This window comes from Stenotrophomonas sp. PUT21, from assembly GCF_052232875.1.
Lineage (GTDB): Bacteria > Pseudomonadota > Gammaproteobacteria > Xanthomonadales > Xanthomonadaceae > Stenotrophomonas > Stenotrophomonas maltophilia_N.
The window spans coordinates 3,450,152-3,466,773 of the sequence record NZ_CP197645.1; the positions used below are offsets into that span (position 1 = coordinate 3,450,152).

16 protein-coding genes are annotated in these 16,622 nt (G+C 68.9%); 9 read left to right on the forward strand and 7 right to left on the reverse strand.

What is annotated here, in order from left to right; genetic code table 11:
* Positions 1–21: 21 nt before the first annotated feature.
* Positions 22–462 carry a D-aminoacyl-tRNA deacylase gene (gene dtd, locus ACTT2I_RS15640; RefSeq protein WP_421098914.1) on the reverse strand — a complete coding sequence of 147 codons (441 nt, stop codon included), beginning with the start codon at positions 460–462 and terminating at the stop codon, positions 22–24.
* 86 nt (positions 463–548) lie between these two features.
* Between dtd and ACTT2I_RS15645 the strand changes: the two genes are divergently transcribed.
* The 4 genes from ACTT2I_RS15645 (at position 549) to ACTT2I_RS15660 (ending at position 4,795) form a co-directional block, all read left to right on the forward strand.
* Positions 549–1,466: a lauroyl acyltransferase gene (locus ACTT2I_RS15645; RefSeq protein WP_421098913.1), complete on the forward strand. Its 918-nt coding sequence runs from the start codon at positions 549–551 to the stop codon at positions 1,464–1,466.
* Positions 1,467–1,534: 68 nt separating this feature from the next.
* Positions 1,535–2,668 (forward strand): GTP cyclohydrolase II RibA, encoded by a 1,134-nt coding sequence (ribA, locus tag ACTT2I_RS15650; protein ID WP_172407530.1) that lies wholly within the window; start codon positions 1,535–1,537, stop codon positions 2,666–2,668.
* An 85-nt stretch (positions 2,669–2,753) separates the two neighbouring features.
* Positions 2,754–3,281, forward strand: coding sequence for a PH domain-containing protein (locus ACTT2I_RS15655; RefSeq protein WP_421098912.1), 528 nt, complete (start codon positions 2,754–2,756; stop codon positions 3,279–3,281).
* Positions 3,278–4,795, forward strand: coding sequence for a PH domain-containing protein (locus ACTT2I_RS15660; RefSeq protein WP_421098911.1), 1,518 nt, complete (start codon positions 3,278–3,280; stop codon positions 4,793–4,795). The genes ACTT2I_RS15655 and ACTT2I_RS15660 overlap by 4 nt, the downstream gene beginning before the upstream one ends.
* A 120-nt stretch (positions 4,796–4,915) precedes the next feature.
* On the opposite strand, the gene ACTT2I_RS15665 is transcribed toward ACTT2I_RS15660, so the two are convergent.
* Complete coding sequence (locus ACTT2I_RS15665; protein WP_421099398.1) at positions 4,916–5,974, reverse strand: CDP-glycerol glycerophosphotransferase family protein; 1,059 nt, start codon at positions 5,972–5,974, stop codon at positions 4,916–4,918.
* On the opposite strand from ACTT2I_RS15665, the gene ACTT2I_RS15670 reads away from it, so the two are divergent.
* Positions 5,973–6,791 carry a glycosyltransferase family 2 protein gene (locus ACTT2I_RS15670; RefSeq protein WP_421098910.1) on the forward strand — a complete coding sequence of 273 codons (819 nt, stop codon included), beginning with the start codon at positions 5,973–5,975 and terminating at the stop codon, positions 6,789–6,791. The two genes, ACTT2I_RS15665 and ACTT2I_RS15670, sit on opposite strands and share 2 nt — an antisense overlap.
* On the opposite strand, the gene ACTT2I_RS15675 is transcribed toward ACTT2I_RS15670, so the two are convergent.
* From ACTT2I_RS15675 to def, 5 genes are all read right to left on the reverse strand, one after another.
* Positions 6,776–8,077 (reverse strand): O-antigen ligase family protein, encoded by a 1,302-nt coding sequence (locus ACTT2I_RS15675; protein ID WP_088433672.1) that lies wholly within the window; start codon positions 8,075–8,077, stop codon positions 6,776–6,778. The genes ACTT2I_RS15670 and ACTT2I_RS15675 overlap by 16 nt on opposite strands.
* 111 nt (positions 8,078–8,188) lie before the next feature.
* Positions 8,189–9,910 carry an ArnT family glycosyltransferase gene (locus ACTT2I_RS15680; protein ID WP_443096698.1) on the reverse strand — a complete coding sequence of 574 codons (1,722 nt, stop codon included), beginning with the start codon at positions 9,908–9,910 and terminating at the stop codon, positions 8,189–8,191.
* Positions 9,911–9,936: 26 nt separating this feature from the next.
* Entirely contained in the window at positions 9,937–11,280 is a 1,344-nt protein-coding gene (gene rsmB, locus ACTT2I_RS15685; RefSeq protein ID WP_421098909.1) for a 16S rRNA (cytosine(967)-C(5))-methyltransferase RsmB, read from the reverse strand.
* 1 nt (position 11,281) lies between these two features.
* A complete protein-coding gene (fmt, locus tag ACTT2I_RS15690) occupies positions 11,282–12,205 on the reverse strand; it encodes a methionyl-tRNA formyltransferase (RefSeq protein WP_421098908.1) in 924 nt (307 codons plus the stop codon).
* Between the two features lie 99 nt (positions 12,206–12,304).
* Positions 12,305–12,817, reverse strand: a complete 513-nt coding sequence (def, locus tag ACTT2I_RS15695; protein ID WP_088433669.1) for a peptide deformylase — start codon at positions 12,815–12,817, stop codon at positions 12,305–12,307.
* A 126-nt stretch (positions 12,818–12,943) separates the two neighbouring features.
* On the opposite strand from def, the gene ACTT2I_RS15700 reads away from it, so the two are divergent.
* From ACTT2I_RS15700 to ACTT2I_RS15715, 4 genes are all read left to right on the forward strand, one after another.
* Positions 12,944–14,074: a LysM peptidoglycan-binding domain-containing protein gene (locus ACTT2I_RS15700; protein WP_088433668.1), complete on the forward strand. Its 1,131-nt coding sequence runs from the start codon at positions 12,944–12,946 to the stop codon at positions 14,072–14,074.
* A gap of 74 nt (positions 14,075–14,148) precedes the next feature.
* Complete coding sequence (gene dprA / locus ACTT2I_RS15705; protein WP_421098907.1) at positions 14,149–15,288, forward strand: DNA-processing protein DprA; 1,140 nt, start codon at positions 14,149–14,151, stop codon at positions 15,286–15,288.
* 42 nt (positions 15,289–15,330) lie between these two features.
* On the forward strand, positions 15,331–15,804 hold the full coding sequence (locus ACTT2I_RS15710; protein WP_088433666.1) for a DUF494 family protein: 474 nt from the start codon (positions 15,331–15,333) through the stop codon (positions 15,802–15,804).
* Between the two features lie 38 nt (positions 15,805–15,842).
* Entirely contained in the window at positions 15,843–16,586 is a 744-nt protein-coding gene (locus tag ACTT2I_RS15715; RefSeq protein ID WP_421098906.1) for a pilin, read from the forward strand.
* The last annotated feature ends 36 nt before the right edge of the window (positions 16,587–16,622 follow it).

Here is a 16,622-nt window from a genome sequence, read left to right on the forward strand (position 1 = left end):
CCCGGGCGGTGGTCCCGGGGGCTAGGGTCTGAGCAGGAAGGTCACGGGACCATCGTTGACCAGGCTGACAACCATATGGGCACCAAACTGGCCGGTTTCCACCCCCGGGGAGTGTTTTTGTCTGCAGATCTCGACCAGTCGGTTGAATCCGCGTTCAGCCTCCGCCGGCGATGCGGCGGTACTGAAGCCCGGCCGCATCCCGCTGGATGTATCGGCCGCCAGGGTGAATTGGCTGACCAGCAGCAATCCGCCGCCGGTATCGCGCAGAGACCGGTTCATTTTTCCGGTCTCATCGCCAAAGACACGGTAACCCAGCAGGCGACCGGCCATCCGGATGATCTGGGCCTCGGTATCGCCCGGCTCCATGCCCACCAGGGCCAGCAGGCCGGGCCCGATCTGGCCGACCACGGCCTGCTCGACACGGACGCTGGCTTCGCTGACGCGCTGGATCAGGACACGCATGGACAGGGCTCCGCTAACTGAAGGCGGCCTACCTTAACGCGCCCGCGCGCCGACAGGCTGGCCGCCAGCGGCTAGACTTTGCGGTGATGAAACCGCATACCACTGCCCGCCTGGCCTATCGCGCCGCTGCCCTGTTCACCCGTCTGCCCTGGTCCTGGCTGCATGCCTTCGCCAATGGGCTGGCCTGGCTGTGGATCCGTCTCAATGCCCGTGAGAGCCGCGTGACCCGTCGCAATCTCGAACTGGCCTACCCCGAGCTGAGCGACGCCGAGCGCGCAGTGCTGCACCGGAACGTGCTGCGCTCCACCGCACTGCAGGCGATCGAGACCCTGCGCCTGTGGACCCAGCCGCGCGAGCGCAACCTGGCCCGCCTGACCGAGCGCCACGGCGAAGCCCTGTACGACGCGGCGCTGGCCGCCGGCAAGGGCGTGATCGTGGCCGCCCCGCATTACGGCAACTGGGAGCTGCTCAACCAGTGGCTGGCCTCCCGCGGTCCGATCGCGATCGTTTACAAGGCCCCGGATGAAGCGGTGGGCGATGCCTTCCTGCAGCTGGTCCGCGGCGGCGACAACGTCCAGCAGGTCCGGGCCGAGGGCCCGGCCGTGCGCCAGCTGTTCAAGGTGCTCAAGGACGGCGGCGCGACCGGCATCCTGCCCGACCAGCAGCCCAAGGCCGGCGACGGGGTGTTCGCGCCGTTCTTCGGGGTGGAGGCACTGACCATGACCCTGGTCAACCGGCTGGCCGAGCGCACCGGCGCGACGGTGCTGTACGGCTGGTGCGAACGCATCGGCCCGGGCATGGACTTCGCGCTGCACATCGAGCCCACCCCGCCCGCCGTGGCCGATCCGGACCCGCGCACCGCCGCCACCGCCCTCAACGCCGGGATCGAACGCATCGCCCGGCGCGATCCGGCGCAGTACCAGTGGACCTACAAGCGCTATACGCTGCGCCCACCGGAGAGCGGCGAGGACGATCCCTATGCCACCGAGGACCATCCGCACTGACTGCGACGCAGCGTCGCGCCCCTGGTGCGATTGAATCGCCGCGATCCGTCCCCACTGTGGAAACCACGATGTCCCCCACGGCCCCTGTCATGTCTCCTGCTTCTTCCCTGTTCGGCGATCCGGCCGCGATCCGCTGCGAGCGCGCGGTGGCCGAACTGCGTGCCGGCCGCCCGGTGGTGATCGACGATGGTCACGGCCAGCGCCTGGCCTTCATCGCGCTGGACAGCAGCACCCGCACCAGCTTCAGCGCCTTCGCCGCTGCCGCGGAACATCGCCACTACCTGTTCCTCACCGCCACCCGCGCGCGCGTGCTCGGGGTGAGTGCCGAACGTGGCGCGCGCGTGCCGCTGGCCGGGATCGACTTCGATGCCCTGCCCTCGCTCAGCTACCTGCGCGATCCCGGCGCGATGCCGCCGGGCTGGACCGGCGGGGAAGCACTCGACGATGGTGCCGTGGAAATCGCCCGCCTCGGCCTGCTGCTGCCGGCGATGGTCGGCGTGCTGTTGACCCCTGATGATCGCCGTTTCGACGACTGCGCCCAGGTCTCGCTGTGCGACCTGAGCCAGGGCGCCGAGCAGGCCGCGCACGCCTATGAACTGGTGGCCCGCTCGCCGGTCCCGTTGCGCGAGGTCGGCATGACCGAATTCGCGGTGTTCCGCGGTGGCGTGGCCCAGCGCGACCAGGTCGCGATCATCGTCGGCACGCCGGACCTGTCCGCCGTGGTGCCGGTGCGCGTGCACTCCTCCTGCCTGACCGGCGATCTGTTCGGCTCGCTCAAGTGCGACTGTGGCGACCAGCTGCGGCGTGGCCTGCGCAAACTCAAGGAGCTCGGCGGCGGCGTGCTGCTGTACCTGGACCAGGAAGGCCGTGGCACCGGCATCGCGGCGAAGATGCGCGCCTACGGTTATCAGCACGATGGCCTGGATACGATCGACGCCGATGCCCAGCTCGGCTTCGGTGCCGACGAGCGCCGTTACGGCAGTGCCGTGGCGATGCTGCAGGGCCTGGGCGTGACCCGCGTGCAACTGCTCAGCAACAACCCGACCAAGGCCCAGCGCCTGCGCAATGCCGGCATCGATGTGGTCGACTGCGTGCCGGTCACCGGCGACATCACCGCCGAAAACGAGCAGTACCTGCGTACCAAGGCCGAACGTGCCGGCCACCTGCTCGATGTCGATGCACTGATCCAGGCCGCGCAATAGCCCACGGCAACCTGCTACCGTCTGCGCCACGGGCGGTTGCACCTGCACGCATGCGCCCGGCCTGTTTCCAGCCGAGCGCCCTGCCTTGTCCGATCTCCTCGACACTCCCGTGCCGCCGCCGTTGCCGCCGTTGCCGGCCGCCGCCCCCGACTGGCAACCGCTGCCCGTGCGTTCGGCCTGGCTGGCCGCCTTCGGCGGCGCGATCGCCGGCGCATTGATGATCGGCGGCGTGCTCGGCGCGCTGTGGGTGGTCTTCGATCTGCCGGGGCGCTGGTGGGGTGCGGCCGGCATGGTGGTGCTGGGCGCGCTGTTCGGTGCGGCGCTCGCCTTCCGCCGGCAGCGCCGCACCTATTGGCGGCTTGATGCCCAGGGCCTGGGGCTGCGGCGTGACCTGCTGTGGCAGAACGAAACCCGGGTGCCGACCTCGCGCGTGCAGCATCTGGATCTGCGCCGGGGCCCGATCGAACGCAGCGCCGGCTTGAGCACGCTGGTGGTGCATACCGCCGGCAGCCGCTTCAGTGCGGTCACCCTCAGCGGGCTGGACAGCGCCGATGCCGAGCGCCTGCGCGACACTCTCGCGCACCAGCTGGACCAGGACGACGACGCCCTGTGAGTACGCCGCCGCCGCTTGATGTCGCGCCGGAGCAGCGGCTGCACCCGTGGTCGTGGCTGTTCGTGCTGCTGATGCAGTTGCGCCAGGGCCTGGTCCCGCTGATCGCACTGGTGGTGTTCGGCCAGCGCGGCGACCGCGATGAACTGTGGCTGTCACTCGGCCCGGTGATCGCGGTAATGGTGCTGGTCGCGTACTCGGTACTGCAGTACCTCACCTATCGCTACCGGATCGGCACGACGGCGATCACGGTGCGCAGTGGTGTCTTCGCGCGCAATCGCCGCGAGATTCCCTTCGCCCGCATCCACAACGTGGTGGTCCACCAGAACCCCCTGCATCGCCTGTTCGGTGTGGCCGAGCTGAAGCTGGAATCGGCCGGTGGCAATCGCCCCGAAGCGGAAATGCGGGTGCTCAAGCTCGACCAGGCCCTCGCGCTGGAGCGGCTGGTGCGCCAGCGCGGCCAGGCCGCCCCGGTCACGGCCGAAGGTGAGGCGACCATCGCCGAGCCTGCCGAGGACGTACTGCTCGCACTGAGCTCCGCCGAGGTGGTCCGTATCGGCCTGCTCTCCAACCGCGGCTGGGTCGTGGTGGTGGCGGTGGTGGGTGCGATGCTGCAACTGTTCCCGCGTGGCAGCGTCTCCGATGTGATCGAAGCCGGTGGTCGCCAGGCCTTCGGCTATGCCAGCCACCTGCATCCCGGCATCTGGCTGTGGACGATCGCCGCGGTGATCGCCGTGGCCGGTTTCTGGGTGCTGCTGCGGGTACTCTCGGTGGTGCTCGCGCTGCTGCGTTACTACGGCTTCCGGCTCAGTGAGCACGAGCGTCGGCTGACCGTGGCCAGCGGCTTGCTGACCCGCATGCGCACCAGCGTGGCGCGCCGCCGGATCCAGGCGTGGACGTTGCGCGAGAGCGCCCTGCAGCGCTGGTTCCAGCGCCGGCAACTGCGGATCGATATCGCTGCCGGCAATCCCGGCGAAGGCGAGCGGCGTGACCTGCGCGAGCTGGCGCCGCTGGCGACGCCGGCCGTGTGCGATGGGCTGGTCCAGCATCTGCTGCCGCACCTGCAGTGGCCGCCGACGCGCTGGCAGCCGGTTCAGATGCGCGGCTGGTGGCGACTGTGCCTGGGCGCGCTGTGCTTCGTTCCGCTGCTGAGCGCAGGCGCGATCTGGTACGGCGGCCCGTGGGGCGCGGTGTTGCTGCTGTGGTTGCCGTGGTCGGCATTCCGCGCGCATCGGCAGATGGCCCGCATCGGCTATCACCTGGATGACGACTACGTAGCCGTGCGTGGCGGCTGGTGGCAGCGCTGGTGGCGCTTTGCCGAGCTGGACAAGCTGCAGGCACTGCGCCTGACGCGCTCGCCGCTGGATCGCCGGCTGGGCACGGCCAGCGTGTGGCTGGATACCGCTGGCGCAGGCATGGGCACGCCGCTGGTGCTGCAGTACCTGCCGGAAGCCGACGCACGCGCGGTGTATGAGCAGCTCGGCCGGGCGTTGGCCAAGCGCCGCCTGCGCTGGTAAAAGAGCAGCCATGCATGGCGTGAACCTGCCGGATGAGCGGCGTCCACGCAGGGGGTGAATCCCGGTGGCGCCGGCCGCTGGCCGGCTTCCCGCAACCCGGCCGGCATCGCGAAGGGCGCTTCAGCGTTTGGCCGGCCCCCAATACCCGAGATCCTTGCGGATCTGCAGACCGCGCGTCCACGCGCCGAACGGTTTGCGCTTGAGCGTGCCGAGTTCACCGGACAGGAAATCCTCGGTCGCGGCGATCACCCGCTCGGAGGAATACCCATCGCGGAACGGGTGGATGGTATCGGCGTAGCGCCGGATCTCGGCCATCAACGCCGGGGCGGGATTCAACGCTTGGGCCAGCATCGCCGGCAGCTGCGTGGCATCGTCGAAATCGATCATGTGCGGCTGCGGCACCCGGTTGCGGAAGGTCACCACCGGTTTGTGCTGCACGATGAACTCGGACACGATCGAGGAGGTGTCCGAGACCAGCACATCGGCGGCACGCTGCGCGGCCATCACCTGTTCCGGTTCGATGAAGCGCGCATGCGGGCCGGCCAGCGCGCGGTAGCGATCGAACAGTTCCGGCGCGCACTTGGGATGCAGGGTGAGCAGCCAGTAGTGATCGCCACGGGCGATGTCGGCGGCGATCTGGTCGTACAGGTGTGGCGCCGCGCTCAACCGCTCGGTGAAGGTCGAGCCAAACAGGATCACCGGGCGGCCTTGTGCCGGCACGCGCAATCCTGCGCTCAGGCCGCCGTCATCGCGGAACAGCGGGTCCAGTTTCGGCCAACCGGTCTCGGCCACGGCGAAGTGGCCCTCGCGCGCGGCCAGCTCGCGGAACGGGGTGGTGGTGGCCGGCCCCTGGGTGCAGTAAAGATCGAACAGGCCGCGCACCCGGAAGTGGCCGCGGGCACTGTCACGCTTCTGCACGTTGAAGCCGTGGAAGACCTGCACCTTGGCCCCGGCAATGAACGGCGGCACCCAGTTGGCCGCGCTGAACACCGCGCGCGGGCGCAGGGTCAGGGCCTCTTTCAGGCCGACGTTGGGCACGCGGGGCAGCGACGCACCGGCGGCGCCATCGGCGAACCAGGCCGACACCGATTGACCGGATGCGTGCAACGCCTGCGCCAGAGGGGCGAGAATGGGCAGCGCATAACGCTCCGTCGCAAACAGCAGGTACTCGGCCATCATGTCCTCCTCGACCGCTCCCACTGAACGGCCTCGCATTTCGGCCTGCATTATCGCGTTCAATGAAGCCGACCGCATCGGCGATTGTCTGGCCTCGCTGGCCTTCTGCGACGAGATCGTGGTGGTGGACTCGCACTCCACCGATGCCACCGTGGCGATCGCGACGGCGGCCGGGGCCCGCGTGCTGCAACGCCGGTTCGATGGTTTCCGCAGCCAGAAGGCGTTCTGCGTCGAGCAGGCCGCGCATGACTGGGTGCTGTGCCTGGACGCCGACGAGCGCATCAGCGCCCCCCTGCGCGAGGCGATCCTGGCCGCCCAGGCCAACGGCTTCGCCGGCCACCACGGCTACCGGTTCGCGCGGCTGTCCGCGTATTTCGGCAAGTTCCTCAAGCATGGCAATGCTTACCCGGACCGGGTCCTGCGCCTGTTCGACCGCCGCCATGGCGGCTGGCGCGGCAAGCGCGAGATCCATGAGGCCGCCAGCGTGGATGGTGCGGTGGGCACCCTGCGCGGCGATCTGATCCATTACCCCTACCGCTCGCTGGAACAGCAGTTGCTCAAGACCCAGCGCTATGCGCGGATGATGGCCGAGCACGAGTTCGCGCGGGGCAAGCGCGCCACCCTGCCCAAGCTGATCCTGGCCCCGGCGTGGCGGTTCTGGCGCGGGCTGCTGCTGCGCGGCGGCTTCCGCGACGGCTGGCACGGCCTGGTCTACGCCTACGTGCGCGCCAACTACGTGCGCCAGAAGACCATCATGCTGTGGATGCTGCAGAACGGGCAGCCGGTGACCGATCCACCGCGGGATCAGCCCGGCGCCTGACTCCGGGCCCGCGCCAGCGCCAGGCGCCGCGTGTGACCCTGGACGATCGACAGCCCGGCCAGCAGGCCGACGATGGTGACGTAGAAGCTGGCCGTGATCTGGTGCGCGAACATCGACTGGGTGATCCCGCACAGCACGTAGGTCACCACCACCATGATCCCGGCGGCGGCCGGACCGCGGAAGGTCTGCTCGCCGCTGCGCCGGTGCAGCCCGGTGAATACCCACAGCGGCACGCCGTAGATGGCCAGCAGCAACAGCAGGCCGGGGGCGCCTTGGGTCGCGGCCCACTCGGCCAGATCGTTGTGCGCGTGGCCCAGGTGGCAACGCTGCTCGCTGGGATCATCCCGGCACACCGGCAGGCGCTGCATGGCGCTGTCAAAGTGACCAATGCCCACCCCGGTGAGGGGATGATCGAGGAAGGTTTCGTAGGCCACCTGCAGCCGCTCCACGCGCGCACCGGCAGACGAGTCGCTGTCACCGCGCTCCATGCGCACCACGTCGTGCTTGAGCTCGGTCAGGCGGACCTGCTCGCGCAGGCTCGGGATGGTGAGGGTCAAGGTGCCGGCGATCGCCACCAGCGCCAGCAGCACGCCCAGGCGCGCGCGGCCGGTGCGCCAGCGCAGGCTCATCGCCATCACTACCAGCAGCGCCAGCAGCGCCAGCCAGACCCCGCGGCTGCCGCTGAGCACGATGGTCACACAGCCGGCCACCATGCCCACGATCACCCAGGTCCAGCGCTGGTGCGGCCGGCAGAACACCAGCAGCACCATCAGCACCAGCACGATGTCGGCCAGCACGATCGCATTGGTACTCAGGTCGGCGCGTGGCGCGCCGCCGGCCACCTGCAGGATCGACAGCACCATGGTGCCGAGCAGGCCGGCCAGCGCCCCGCCCCACAGCCAGCGAATGTCCGGCCGCAGGGCACACACCCACAGGGCGATCCACGGGATCACCACGAACCGGGAGCGGTTGTCGATGTCGCGCAGTCCCTGTTCGAACAGATAGATCGAGAGCAGGGCAAAGGCAATCGCGGCCACCACCAGCCAGGTCAGGGCCTTCACCGGCCGCCCGGCCAGCCCGCGCGCGCGCCACAGGTAATCCGGCGCCAGCAGCGTGCTCAGCAGCAACAGGATGCCGTACGGCAGCAGGTTCTGCGGCAGGGTCAGCACCAGCGCGGGCATGCAGAACAGGCCCACGGTGGCGATCCAATGCGCCACGCCGGCACGCCCCTGCAGCGGCGGCAGGGAAACGGGGGTGGCCGGCTCGGATGCTGCGGAGAACGTCATTGCCAACCTCGATTGCCACACGCAGGCACACACGCCCGTGATTGCACAGGACGCGACCGGCGCCCACGGAGCTGCGGCACCTGCCCGACCAGGCCGCCAGCATTACAGAATTCACTCATCGCCGTCGATCCGGTGCAGCGCGCGTTCGCGCTCCTGTTCTTCGGCGCTGGCCACGCAGGCACCGTGGATATCACCGGGCCTGACCAACCACCAACGGCGGCGGTTGGCGACCCCGGCCAGCTCCGCGGTGGTGCGGTCCACACACGCCAGCAGCGCGTCTTCCTGCACCAGCAACCAGCGCTGCTGCGGCTGTTCCGCCTGCCAGGCCACACCATCTTTGAGCTGCCGATCCCAGCGGCGATTGAAACCAAACGTGGCGGCCTCACGGTCGGCCATCAGCAGGTTCTGCTCTTTCCAGGCGACCAGACCGAGTTCCGCCTCCGGGCCGATACGTTGACCGACCTGCTGCATCAGCCCACGTGCCGAGCTGGAGTCGTTGAACAGCGGATAGCCGATCAGGCCGAACGCCACCCAGGCCATGGTCAGCGTCGCCACCACCGCCAGATGGAAGCGGCGCACGCCGGCGATGCACAGGGTCAGCACAGCCCAGCAGCCCAACGCGACCGCGACCCAGCCCAGGCCGGAGGTGACCGCGGTATCGATGCCGCGGTCGAGGATCAGTTTGCGCTCGAACCCCGGCTGCCCGACCAGCATCGAAATGCCGATGCCGAGCAGGCCGGCGGCCAGCAGCGCCACGAAGCCCCCCAGCAGCCATTGGAAGGCGCGCTTGCGCAGCAGCCCCGGCAGCAGCGGTGCCAACGCCAGGCAGAACATCGGCAGCGCCGGCAGGATGTAGACGTCGCGCTTGCCGTTGGGAATCGAGAAGAACAGCACGATCAACAACCACCACACCAGCGGCAGCAGATAGCGCGCATCGCGCCGCTGCAGGCGCCGGCGCCAGGCTGGAATCGCCCAGGGGATCGCCAGGAAGGCCGGGATCCACATCGAGGGCATCGTGCCCAGGAAGTACCACCAGGGCTGGTGATGGTCCCAGGATTGCGCGTAGCGCTTGGCGGTCTGCCGGAACAGGATGTCGTCCAGATACGCGCGGTACTCGGCCGACCCGCTGCTCAACGCCGTCACCACCATCGGCACCAGCCACAACGCGATCGCCAACAGGAACGCCAGCGGCCCGACCCAGAAGCGCCAAGCACGGATGTGCAGCGTCACCCGCGGCCAGCCCCGTACAGAAGCCACGGCCGCCGGCACGATCATCAGCAGCGCGATCACGCCTACACCCTTGGTGATCACCCCCAGCCCGGCGGCGAACCAGCCCAGCCACCACCAGCGCCAGGCAGGGCCACTGAGCAGGTGGCGCAGCAGGCCGTAGTTGGCCAACGTGATGAAGAACACCACCAGCGGATCGATCTGGGCCTTTTTGGACTGGAAGGTGAAGTGCAGCGCGAACAGCAGCGCCCAGGCCGCGTACAAGCCGACCCGCCGCGTCCACAGGCGGCGGCCCAGGTCATAGACGCAGGCCAGCGTGCCCAGCGCGGCCAGCAACGAGGGCAGCAGGAACGCCACCCGCCAGTCGCCGACCAGCGAGTACAGCGTGGCCTGCGACCACATCAGCATCGGCGGCTTGTCCGAATACAGCTCGGTGCCCCGGTGCGGGAACAACCAGTCGCCGCTGTCCACCATCTGCTTGGCGACCAGTGCGAAGCGGGGCTCGTCGGACGGCCACGGATCACGCATGCCCAAGCCTGCCCCCAGCACCAGCAGGGCCATCAGGGCAAGCAGCCAGAACTCTCGGGATGCGCGGTTTTTAAGCATGGGGCGGGATTCTAGCCGGGTTCGGATCAACCCTTCTTTAGCAGACGCGCATAGAAGAAGCCGTCAGCACCGTCCTCACCGGGCAGGCGCTGGCGCCCGGCCCAGGAATCGTGGCCATACGCGTCACCCAACGGCAGGAAGCCCGCATCACGCGTGCGCTGCAGGAAGGCCTCGACCTGGAATTGATTTTCATCGCGCAGGATCGAGCATGTCGCATACAGCAGGGTTCCCCCCGGCGTGAGCATCGACCAGCACGCATCCAGCAGGCGCGCCTGCAGGGCGATCAGTGCCTCGATGTCGGTGGGCCGGCGGTGCACCAGCACGTCCGGCTGGCGGCGGATGATACCGGTGGCCGAACAGGGGGCGTCGAGCAGGATGGTGTCGAACAGCTGCCCGTCCCACCAACTGGCCGGCGCAGTCGCATCGCCGGCCAGCACCTTCGCGTTCTGGCCCACGCCGGTGCGCGCGAAGGTGTCGCTGATGCGCTTGAGCCGGCGCGCATCGATATCCAACGCCAACAGCTGCAGGGTCGGATCGCGCTCCAGCAGATGGGCCGCCTTGCCGCCCGGTGCGGCGCAGGCATCAAGCACCCGCGAACCCGGGCGCGGCGCCAGCGCATCGGCCACCTGCTGTGCAGACAGATCCTGCACCGACAACGCACCATCGGCGAACCCGGGCAGCGCGGAGACCGCGACCGGCACCGGCAGGCGGATCGCATCGGCCCCCACGCTCGATGCTTCGGCGGCGATACCGGCGGCCTCCAACTGCTGCAGCATCGCGTCACGACTGCTGTGCTGGCGGTTGACCCGCAGCCACAGCGGCGCGGCCTGCAGGCTGGCGCTGAACACGGCTTCGGCCTCGTCCGGCCAATCCTGCTCGATCTTCTCGGCCATCCACAGCGGGAAGGCGTCGCGCGCGGGCAGCGGCGGAATGCCTTCGCGCTGGGCGCGGCGCAGCAGTGCATTGACCATGCCGGCCTGGCGATCACGGCCCATCGCGCGCGCGGCGTCGACCGTGGCCGAGAGCGCGGCGTGCGCCGGCAGTTCCAGCGCGTCCAGCTGGGCGAAGCCGACCAGCAGCAGCGCGCGCAGCTCGTCTTCGCGCACGCTCAGCGGCCGCGGCATCCACTGCGCCAGCGCCGCGTCATAGGCCGCGCGGTGGCGCAGCACGGCAAAGCACAGCGCCTCCAGCAGCGCGCGGTCGCGGCTGTCGTCCAGGGTCGGCAACGCGGTGGCCAGCTCGGCCTTGAGCGAGCGGCCGCGGCCGATCACCTGGGCCAGCACGCGCGCGGCCAGCACACGGGTGGGTACCCCGGGGGCGGTATGGGCGGTGTACGCGCCAGCAGGCTTGGCGGGACGGGGCGTCGTCATCTCAGGCACCTGCCACGAGGTCGCGGCGGGCATTGAGGTAATCGGCGGCGGTGATCGCCTTGCCGCCCTCGCGCTGCAGCACGCGCAGGCGCAGCGCGCCGTGACCGCAGGCGATGTCGATACCATCGCGCGAGGCGGCCAGCAGCGTGCCCGGCGCCTTGCCCTGGTTGTCATCCAGCGCGATCGCACCATGGATGCGTACACGCTCGCCGACCAGCATCGCCTCGGCGACCGGCCACGGATTGAACGCACGCACGGTGCGCGCCAGCGCGTCGGCGTCCTGCGCCCAGTCCAGACGGGCTTCGGCCTTGTCGAGCTTGTGCGCATAGATCACGCCAGCCTCGGGCTGCGGCTGCGCGATCGGCTTGATGCCGGCCCGCAGCAGGCCCAGGCCGTCGGACAGCACCTGCTCACCCAACGCCGCCAGGCGATCATGCAGTTGACCGCCGGTGTCGTTGGGACCGATCGCGATGTGCTGCTTGAGCAGCACCGGACCGGTATCCAGCCCCGCGTCCATCTGCATCAGGCACACACCGGTTTCGGCATCGCCGGCCTGGATCGCACGCTGGATCGGCGCGGCACCACGCCAGCGCGGCAGCAGCGAGGCGTGCACGTTCCAGCAGCCATGGGTCGGGATGGTCAGCACCGCCTTGGGCAGGATCAGGCCATACGCCACCACCACCATCAGGTCCGGGGCGAGATCGCGCAGCTGCTGCTGGGCTTCGGGGGTCTTCAGGCTCTCCGGCTGGAACACCGGGATGCCGCGTGCGATCGCTTCCAGCTTGACCGGCGAAGGTGCCAGGCCACGGCCACGGCCAGCGGGACGATCAGGCTGCGTGTACACCGCGACCACTTCATGGTGGCGGGCTGCGGCACGCAGCGAGGACACGGCGAACGCCGGCGTACCGGCAAAGACAATCTTCATGGCGACCCCACTAACAGAACGTAAAACGGCGCCGATGTCCGGCGCCGCGCGACAGGACCCATCGCGCGGTCAACCCGCGCGGCGGTCGCTGCAATCACCTCAGGCAACGTGCTTGCGCTGCTTGGCCAGCTTCTTGCGCACCATCTCGCGCTTGAGCGGCGAGAGGTAATCAATGAACAGCTTGCCGTCCAGGTGGTCCATCTCGTGCTGCACACACACGGCGAGCACGCCGTCAGTGGTCAGTTCCTGCGCCACGCCGTCGCGGTCCAGGTAACGCACGGTGATCTGGTTGGCGCGGGTGACGTCGGCAAAGATGCCCGGCACCGACAGGCAGCCTTCCTGATAGACCTGGCCACCTTCGTTGGCGACGATCTCCGGATTGATGAACACCATCGGGGTGTCTTTCTCTTCGCTGACGTCGATCACCATGAAGCGCTTGTGCACGTCCACCTGGCTGGCGGCCAGGCCGATGCCCGGGGCGTCATACATGGTCTGGAACATGTCGTCGATCAGGGTCTGGAACGCCGGCGTGGTCACGTCGGCAGCATCGATCAACGCAGCCTTGGTACGCAGGCGCGGATCGGGAAATTCGAGAATGGGCAGGAGGGCCATGGCAAATACCGGTAGGGGGCGCCGGTCGAAGCGGCGTACAGGGCGATTCTATCGCCAACGCTTGCCCCGCGCCCCGGTTTCTGGACTATAGTGCGCGAACCTGTTGGGGAATCAGGCACCACATCTATGTTTGAACGAACTCGTACGGTCGTCGCCGTGGCGATGCTGACCGTCGCTACCTATGCTACCGCCGTGGAAATGAATGGCGGGCACCCGGATACCTATGTCGTGCGCAAAGGGGACACGCTGTGGGATATCTCGGCGCGTTTCCTGCAGAAGCCCTGGCTGTGGCCGGAGATCTGGCAGGCCAACCCGCAGGTCAAGAATCCGCACCTGATCTACCCGGGTGACGTGCTCAGCCTGGCCTATCTGGACCGCGTCGTGGCCCAGCCCGGCCCGCGCCAGGAGGCCCCGATCAACGGCGTCCCGCTGGAGCAGGTCGAGCCCTTCCTGAAGCAGTTGAGCGTGGTCGACGAGGTCAAGTCGCTGCCCTACGTGGTCAATCTGGAAGACAACCGCCTGCGCGCCACCACCGGCCAGACCGCCTATGTGCGGGGCCTGGAGAACGCCCAGGTCGGCCAGCGCTACGCGGTGGTCCGCCCGACCGTGCAGTACGCCCTGCCCAAGCCGACCGAAGACCTCAATGCCCGCGGCGAGACCACGCCCGGCAGCGGCAACCTCTGGAAGACCTTCATCGTGCCGAGCAAGCGGCACCAGGCGCTGGGCTACGAACTGGCCCAGATCAACGTCGGCACGGTGAGCCGCGTGCAGAGCGGCAGTGTCGAAGTGACCTCGCTGGTGCTTCAGGGTCAGGTGGACGGCCGTGAAGTCCGCGCCGGGGACCGCCTGGTCCCGGTCGAGGCGCGCCCGTACGACCTGCAGTTCGTGCCGCACGTGCCCGCGCCGCAGGCCCTCGATCTGGATGTCCGGGTGCTGGCCGTGGCCGATACCTTCACCTCCGGCGGCCCGCGCGATGTGATCGCGATCTCCGCCGGCCGTGCCAACGGAGTGGACAACGGCACCGTGTTCTCGCTGTGGCGCCAGGGCCGCCATGTGGCCCACCGCATGAATTACCCGAACTCGTCGCGGATGGACGATTCGCTGACCAGCGGGGCCGGCCGGGTCACCCTGCCGGACGAGTACGCCGCCCACGCGATGGTCTTCCGCACCTTCGAGAACGTCAGCTACGCGCTGGTGATGGAAGGCGTGAAGCCGGTCAGGGTCGGCTATTCGGCACTGCATCCCGATAAGCAGTAAGCGCGGGAGAGTCCTACCCCGCCATCCGACGGCGCCCTAGGGCGCCGTCATCATTTGCGGACCAGGGTATAGGGATGCCGATTCCCTGCCTTGCCTCATCCACCGCCCTGCTCACCCTGGTCCTGGCCGGCGGTGCCCTGCCGCCCCGGCTGCGCCTGCTGCGCCAGTTCACTGATGCAGCGGCAGCGCTGCTGGCCGGTCCGAGCGCCTGGCGCGCCGCCGGCTGCACCCCGGCGCAACGCGCCCGGCTGGCGTTGCCGGACGAGGGGTATCTGGCCCACGGCCTGGCCTGGCTGGCAGACGAACGCCACCATCTGCTCGCCCTCACCGATCCCGACTACCCGGCGCTGCTGGCCCAGATCGAGGAGCCGCCCGTGGCCTTGTTCGTGGACGGAAACCCGGCCCGGCTGTGGCATCCGGCGGTAGCGGTGGTGGGCAGCCGCTCGCCCACCGCCAGCGGCCGCGAGCACGCGCACGCCTTCGGCACCGCGCTGGCTGGCGATGGCTGGTCGGTCATCAGCGGCCTGGCAACCGGGGTCGACGCCCAGGCCCACGAGGGCGCCCTGCAGATCGCCGGAGGAATGACCGTGGCCGTGGTCGCCACTGGCTTGGACCAGACCTATCCGCCCCGGCATGCCGCGCTGCATGAACGCATTGCCCGTACCGGCGCGGTGGTCAGCGAATACGCGCCCGGAATGCCGGCCACCCAGGCGCACTTCCCTGCCCGTAACCGGATCGTCGCCGGGCTCAGCCTGGGTACCCTGGTGATCGAGGCTGCCGAGCGCTCGGGCGCGCTGATCACCGCCCGCTGCGCCGCCGAGGCAGGCCGCGAGGTGTTCGCCCTGCCCGGCTCGATCCGCAACCCCCGGGCCCGCGGCTGCCACCGACTGATCCGGCAGGGCGCCGCGCTGGTGGAGGCCCCGGCCGAGGTGACCGCCGGGGTGGCCGCGCTCGCCCAGACCCTGGCCGGGGCCTTGCGAACCCGGTTGGACGCCCCCACTGAACAGGCACGACCGGCGCCCGAGCGCGCCCCTTCCTACACCGACCCGGACTACCAGTGCTTGTGGAAAGCCCTGGATCACGACCCAACGGGTATGGATTCATTGATCCAGCGCAGCGGATTGACGGCGGCCCAGCTGTCGGCCATGCTGCTGGTCATGGAACTGGATGGAAAGGTAATGGCCGCCCATGGTCGCTACTGTCGAAAACCCTAGTTTCTTCACCTCCACAGCGTCGTTGACGCAGGCCGAGGGGCAATGAAAGAGAGCATTCTGGATGTCCTGCTGTACCTGTTCGAACATTATTTCAGCGAAGACGCGGACCTCATCCGCGACCGCGACTCCCTCCAGAACGGCCTGATCCAGGCCGGCTTCAGCCCCACCGAGATCAACAAAGCCTTCGATTGGCTGGACGCGCTTGCCGAGCAGCGCCCGGCCGTCGTGCTGGGCCGCGTGAATGGCCCGGTGCGGATTTTCCATGGCCCGGAGCTGGACAAGCTCGACGTGGAAGGCCGCGGCTTTCTGATGTTCCTAGAGCAGCACGGGATTCTCGATGCCAGCCAGCGCGAGCTGGTGCTCGACCGTGCGATGGCGCTGGACCAGGACGAACTGGACCTGGACGACCTCAAGTGGGTCGTGCTGATGGTGCTGTTCAACCAGCCCGGTGCCGAGGCCGCATACGCCTGGATGGAAACCCAGATGTTCGTGGACGAGCCGGAACCGCTTCACTGACCTTACACTGAGCGCCTTGCGCATTCAGGAGCGGGCCGGTGGACCAATGGTTCTTTGCAGAAGGAAACAGTCAGCAGCGCGGTCCGCTGCCTGCTGACGAGCTGATCGCGCTCTACCGTTCCAGCCGCATCGGGTTGGATACGCTGGTCTGGCGCGACGGCATGGCCCAGTGGCAGCCCCTGGAATCGGTGGCTGCCGAGATCGGCCTGGACCCTGCCCCCGCCGCCGGGCCGGCGGCAGAGCCGGTGCCCGATCCCACCGTGCCGCCGGCACTGCCCGCCGCGCCGGCCATCCCCGTCGCGCCTGCGGCCCCCGCCAATCCCGTCATTCCGCCGCCCCGCAAGGGATTGAGCGGCTGCGCGATCGTGGGCATCGTGGCCGCCATCATCGTGGTGTTGGTGTTGATCGTCGGTGCGGTACTCGCCGCGATCGCCCTGCCCGCCTACCAGGAGTATGTCGCGCGGTCCAAGACCAGCGAAGCGCTGGTGACGCTGGCCCCGGTCAAGGTCGCGGTGGCCGCGTTCCACGGTGAGCATGGCCGCTGCCCGGTCAATGATGACGAAGGCTTCCAGCCGGCCGACGGGTATGCCGACGGCGCGATCAATGCCGTGCGGATCGGTCGCTTCGACAACGGCCACTGCGGCGTGGAAGCCGAACTCACCGTGCCCGGCAATGCCGCGCTGGACGGCAAGCTGTTGTGGCTGGATTACAACGGCGCCGGGCACTGGGAATGCAGCGGCGAGCCCGACGATACGTACCTGCCGCAGGAATGCCGCGGCTGATGAACGGACACATGTCCATGGATGCACCCAACAGGG

Coding starts and splice junctions, on each gene's coding strand:
- fmt (WP_421098908.1), bottom strand. CDS start 12,205: ATGAAGATTGTCTTTGCCGGTACGCCGGCGTTCGCCGTGTCCTCGCTG.
- dtd (WP_421098914.1), bottom strand. CDS start 462: ATGCGTGTCCTGATCCAGCGCGTCAGCGAAGCCAGCGTCCGTGTCGAG.
- rsmB (WP_421098909.1), bottom strand. CDS start 11,280: ATGACGACGCCCCGTCCCGCCAAGCCTGCTGGCGCGTACACCGCCCAT.
- ACTT2I_RS15675 (WP_088433672.1), bottom strand. CDS start 8,077: ATGACGTTCTCCGCAGCATCCGAGCCGGCCACCCCCGTTTCCCTGCCG.
- ACTT2I_RS15645 (WP_421098913.1), top strand. CDS start 549: ATGAAACCGCATACCACTGCCCGCCTGGCCTATCGCGCCGCTGCCCTG.
- ACTT2I_RS15665 (WP_421099398.1), bottom strand. CDS start 5,974: ATGATGGCCGAGTACCTGCTGTTTGCGACGGAGCGTTATGCGCTGCCC.
- ACTT2I_RS15680 (WP_443096698.1), bottom strand. CDS start 9,910: ATGCTTAAAAACCGCGCATCCCGAGAGTTCTGGCTGCTTGCCCTGATG.
- ACTT2I_RS15710 (WP_088433666.1), top strand. CDS start 15,331: ATGAAAGAGAGCATTCTGGATGTCCTGCTGTACCTGTTCGAACATTAT.
- ACTT2I_RS15700 (WP_088433668.1), top strand. CDS start 12,944: ATGTTTGAACGAACTCGTACGGTCGTCGCCGTGGCGATGCTGACCGTC.
- ACTT2I_RS15670 (WP_421098910.1), top strand. CDS start 5,973: ATGTCCTCCTCGACCGCTCCCACTGAACGGCCTCGCATTTCGGCCTGC.
- ribA (WP_172407530.1), top strand. CDS start 1,535: ATGTCCCCCACGGCCCCTGTCATGTCTCCTGCTTCTTCCCTGTTCGGC.
- dprA (WP_421098907.1), top strand. CDS start 14,149: ATGCCGATTCCCTGCCTTGCCTCATCCACCGCCCTGCTCACCCTGGTC.
- def (WP_088433669.1), bottom strand. CDS start 12,817: ATGGCCCTCCTGCCCATTCTCGAATTTCCCGATCCGCGCCTGCGTACC.